Below are 4590 nucleotides of genomic sequence, written 5' to 3'. Positions count from 1 at the left end.
CCTCACGACCACAGCCCAATCGAACCGCCTCGCCCGCATTGAGTTCGGACCGAGACGACGATGCGGCAAGCTTGACAATGAATTTCAGGCCGCCCGCCGTCACAGCGACGAGCCGGATGTGATCCCCGACATAGACGGACTGAACGACGGTTGCCGCAATCACGTTGAGGGCGGTGGAGCCATCGTGCAATAAGGACATGCGCTCGGGCCTGATCGACAGCGTCACCCTGGCGCCCGCAGGGGGCGTCGCGCCAGGGGAAATGGCGTTCAACACCAGATCGCCATCGTCGAGATGGACGGCCACGCCACCGTTTTCACCGCCGGCAAGCACGGTGCCGGACATGCGGTTGTTCTCGCCGATGAAGCTCGCCACAAAGCTGCCCGTCGGACGCTCATACAGTTCGCGTGGTGTCGAAAGCTGCTCGATGCGGCCGGCACTGAACACCGCGATCCGGTCCGACATGGTCAGCGCCTCGGTCTGGTCGTGTGTCACATAAACGAACGTGACGCCGAGCCGGGCATGGATATCCTTGATTTCGAACTGCATCTGCTCGCGCAATTGCTTGTCGAGGGCGCCGAGCGGTTCGTCCATCAGGACAAGATTTGGTTCGAAGATCAGGGCGCGGGCAACCGCGACGCGTTGTTGCTGCCCACCCGAAAGCTGCGCCGGACGCCGGTTGCCGAATTCGGGCAACTGGACCATATCGAGAACGTTCCTGACACGTCGCGTCACCTCGTCGCGGCCAAGTTTGCGGACCTCGAGCGGGAAAGCCAGGTTTTCGGCGACCGTCATGTGCGGGAAAAGCGCGTAGTTCTGGAACACCATGCCGATGCCGCGACGATTGGCGGGAACGTTGTCGATGCGCTGACCGTCAATGAGGATTTCGCCCTCGGTCGTATCTTCGAACCCCGCAAGCATCATCAACGCCGTCGTCTTGCCAGACCCGGAAGGCCCCAGCAGCGTCAGGAATTCGCCGCGCATGATTTCCAGGTCGAGCTGACGCACCGCCTGGACCGTCTGCCCGTAGCGCTTGCTGACGCCACGAAACTCGACATGAACCGGGCCACGCGGGGATCCGCCCATCACCGCGCCTGCGCCTTGGGATCACGGCGTGCCGAAGCCGGGCGTTTGCGCGCAGGCTGAGCCTCAGCCGCCGCCGCGGCGCGAAGAATGATGTCGGCGGCCTCACGCAGATCGGCAACCAGCGCCTTGCGCGCAGCCGCGCCATCGGCGCGACGCAGCGCCGCGAGCATTTCGTCGTGATGGTCCAGGCCCAGGCCGTAGGTCACGTCCGAGCGGACGATGTTCAGAAACGGTCCTGCCTGCAGCCACAATTTCTCAATGATCTGCTGGATGAGAGGTGACCGCGCGGCATGGTACATCGTGAAATGGAAGCGCCTGTTCAGGCCGAGATAATTAGCCATGACATTGCTCTCGACGCATTCGCGCATCAGCCCGTTCAGCTTCGCCAATTCATCGAGTTCTTCGGGCGTGATGGTCGTCGCGGCCCACTCGGCCGCCGTTCCTTCGACGCTGCAGCGCACACGCACCAGATCCGAAATACGCGCCACCGTGGCCTCGGGGACGATGACGCCCCGATTTGGGTGGTCGAACATTGCCTCGTCGCTGACGAGTTGCCGCAAGGCCTCGCGCACCGGCATGGCGCTGGTCCGGTACTGTTCGGCAAGCTGTCGCACGACCAGTCTTTGGCCGGGCAGGAAGTCACCGTTCATCAGTGCTTCCTTCAAGCCCGTATGGACACGAACATGAGCTGTCTTTTGCGCGGCCGAGCCGGCACTGGCATCCTTGCGATCAAGCATCAGTTTGTCCGGCGCGGCAGTATTTTGAGGTTGCTCGACAGGAAATCGTCGAATGCGCCGGCGAAGCCGTCGAGTTCGGCGTCGCCAAATGGCAGTGACAACGCCAGCATGCCGCGCGGCGTCACGTAGTACCCTCGCAACAGCATTTCGATATGCCAAAGCGCAATCACCGAAGGATCGGCATCGTCGAGCCGCGCCGGAGTGTCCACCGGCCCCCTGACGAAATGCAGGTTCATCAACGACCCACGCCCTATGACGATGCCCTCGACGCCATGCCTTTCAAGGGAGACGTTCATCGCTTCGCGCAGGCGATCGCCGCGCGCATTGATCGCGCGGCTCGCCTCTTGCGTCAGCACCTGGGTCAGACCGGTGAAGCCAGCAGCCATGCTGAGAATATTGTTGTTGAACGTCCCGCCATGCGAGAACGCACCGGGCAAAGCCGGATCGAAGCGATCGACGAGGTCGGCGCGTCCACCGAATGCGCCAAAACTGGCGCCGCCGCCGATATACTTGCCGAGCGTCACGAAATCGGGAAAAATCCCATGCGCCCCGTGGAGCGCGCGGTAGTCGAGGCGCGAAGTCATGACCTCGTCGAAAATCAGCAGCGCCCCGGTCTCCTTCGTCACCGCGCGCAGCGCTTCCAGGAACTCACGCGTCGCCGGGATGCAGCCGCCGCCGCCCATCATCGGCTCGACGATCACCGCGGCAAGCTCGTCGCCCTGTTCCTTGATGACCGCCACGGCGCCTGCACTATCGTTGTAGTCGGCGAAGACAAAGGGGAAAGGCAAATTGAGTGGCGAGCCGCCATGCGCAAAGGTGAGTACGCCACCGTGGTAGCCCTCGCGGAATGCGAGTATCTTCGAGCGCTGGGTAATGGCGCGAGCCGCCGAAATAGCCATGATGTTCGCCTCGGTGCCCGAGTTGCAGAAGCGCACGCGCTCGATGGCCGGAAAACGGTCGACCACCGCGGCAGCCAGGCGCGCCTCATAGCGGTTGGGTGCGCCCAGCATGATGCCACCCTGTATGACGTCCACAAGGGCCGCCGAAATCGCCTTGTCGGAGTGGCCGTAGAAACCGGCACTGTATTCCGAGACCAGGTCGACATAGGTATGGCCGTCCAGATCGGTCACCCTGCAGCCTTCACCGGAAACAAACGATACGGGGAATGGCCGATACCATAGAACAGCCCTCGTATTGCCGCCCGGCAACGATGCCGCGGCCTCGTTCTGACGCGCCAGGCTGTTCGGGTTGGCGTCAGCGAAACGCTGTCGGGCCTCATCCAGAACAGCAGCGAGACTAACATTGGCGCGCAGGTCTCTAGTGCCTTGCAGCATTCGATCAAATCTCCTCGTCTTTTCAACTTTTTTGCACCCTATCGCAAATTCCTGTTGCTAATCAATCCATTTTGCGTTTGAAATTTGATCAAATCTACAACGATAAGAAAGGGGAACTGCAATGAGGACTTATCTGCAAGCCGTATCTGCCGCCGCGATCTGCCTCGCGACCTCGACTTTGGCCGCGTCCGCGGCCGACCCCGTCACGGTGGTCGGCTGGGGTGGTACATGGGACAAGGCCTACAAGGATGGAGTCTGGGACAAGTACACCGAACAGACGGGGGTCCCGATCGTCATGGAAGAGTGGGGCGGCGAGGTCGCCAAGGTGCGTGCCCAGGTGCAGGCAGGCAACATCACTTATGACGTCGTCTCGGTCGAAGCGCCCGCCATGGAAGTCGGCTGCGCCGAAGGCCTGTTCGTTCCGCTGACGCCCGAGATCACCGGCGACGCGGCGAATTATCTCCCAGGCACCCTGCACGAATGCGGCGTCGCATCCGACACCTGGGCTACGGTCCTTGCCTACAACACGAAGGTCTACAAAGGTGACGCCGCGCCGAAGAGCTGGGCGGATTTCTGGAACGTCGAGAAATTTCCGGGAAAGCGCGGGCTTTACCAGCAGGCACAGTTCACGCTGGAAAATGCGCTGATGGCCGACGGCGTGAAACGCGAGGACATGTACAAGGTGCTGGCCACGCCGGAAGGTGTCGATCGGGCTTTCGCCATGCTCGACAAGATCAAGCCGAACGTCGTCTGGTGGTCCACAACGACGCAGGGCATCCAGAACCTCGACAGTGGTGAAGTGGCTCTCAGCGACGGGTTCAATGCGCGCATCACCAACGAAGCCATCAACGAGAAGAAGCCCTATGCGATCGCATGGGACGCTGGCTTCTTCTATGGCACCGACTACTGGGCGGTGGTGAAGGGCGCGCCGCACCAGCAGGCCGGGCTGGATCTCCTCAAGTGGTTCTCCATCCCTGAAAACCAGGCCGGCTTCTCGAAACTCTATGCCTATGGCACCGGCCGCAAGGAAGCCGCCGACCTCATTCCCGCGGATTGGAAGGCCAACCTGCCGACGTCGCCGGAGCACCTTCAGTACGGCGCCTCCTATGACAACGACTTCTGGACCGAGCACAAGGAAGCACTGGAAGAACGCTTCAAGGCCTGGCTCGCGAAGTAACCCAGGCATGTTGGTCGGGACAAAGCCGGCTATGAAGCGGCGCCAACGGGGCGGCATGCTCGCCCTGTTGACGGCCCCGCTTATTCTGTTCGTCGTCATTCTGTTTCTGTGGCCGGTAGCGCGCTTCCTCGCTCTGGCCGTCGACAACTCGGATTTCTCGAACAACCTGCCGCGCACAATTGCCGCTCTGGCGGGCTGGAAAGCAGATAGCGGCCTGCCTGGCGAACCCGTCTTTGCAGCACTCGTCGAGGATTTGGC

4 protein-coding genes and 1 pseudogene are annotated in these 4590 nt (G+C 61.8%); 2 read left to right on the top strand and 3 right to left on the bottom strand.

The window, feature by feature from the left end; genetic code table 11:
• The 3 genes from EN750_RS19795 to EN750_RS19785 form a co-directional block, all read right to left on the bottom strand.
• The coding region (locus EN750_RS19795) for an ABC transporter ATP-binding protein (protein ID WP_348629601.1) at positions 1-982 on the bottom strand (982 nt) is incomplete at its 3' end.
• Between the two features lie 101 nt (positions 983-1083).
• A complete protein-coding gene (locus EN750_RS19790; protein WP_127397404.1) occupies positions 1084-1821 on the bottom strand; it encodes a GntR family transcriptional regulator in 738 nt (245 codons plus the stop codon).
• Entirely contained in the window at positions 1821-3155 is a 1335-nt protein-coding gene (locus EN750_RS19785; RefSeq protein WP_127397403.1) for an aminotransferase class III-fold pyridoxal phosphate-dependent enzyme, read from the bottom strand. Before EN750_RS19785 ends, EN750_RS19790 begins: the two co-directional genes overlap by 1 nt.
• A 121-nt stretch (positions 3156-3276) precedes the next feature.
• Between EN750_RS19785 and EN750_RS19780 the strand changes: the two genes are divergently transcribed.
• Complete coding sequence (locus EN750_RS19780; RefSeq protein WP_127326734.1) at positions 3277-4332, top strand: ABC transporter substrate-binding protein; 1056 nt, start codon at positions 3277-3279, stop codon at positions 4330-4332.
• A 67-nt stretch (positions 4333-4399) separates the two neighbouring features.
• Positions 4400-4590 (top strand): annotated as a pseudogene (locus EN750_RS19775) (ABC transporter permease); the annotation flags it as partial.

Source organism: Mesorhizobium sp. M7A.F.Ca.ET.027.03.2.1 (assembly GCF_003999175.1).
Classification (GTDB): Bacteria; Pseudomonadota; Alphaproteobacteria; order Rhizobiales; family Rhizobiaceae; genus Mesorhizobium.
This window is presented reverse-complemented; position numbering and strand designations above follow the sequence as displayed.

Coding starts and splice junctions, on each gene's coding strand:
- EN750_RS19790 (WP_127397404.1), bottom strand. CDS start 1,821: ATGCTTGATCGCAAGGATGCCAGTGCCGGCTCGGCCGCGCAAAAGACA.
- EN750_RS19780 (WP_127326734.1), top strand. CDS start 3,277: ATGAGGACTTATCTGCAAGCCGTATCTGCCGCCGCGATCTGCCTCGCG.
- EN750_RS19785 (WP_127397403.1), bottom strand. CDS start 3,155: ATGCTGCAAGGCACTAGAGACCTGCGCGCCAATGTTAGTCTCGCTGCT.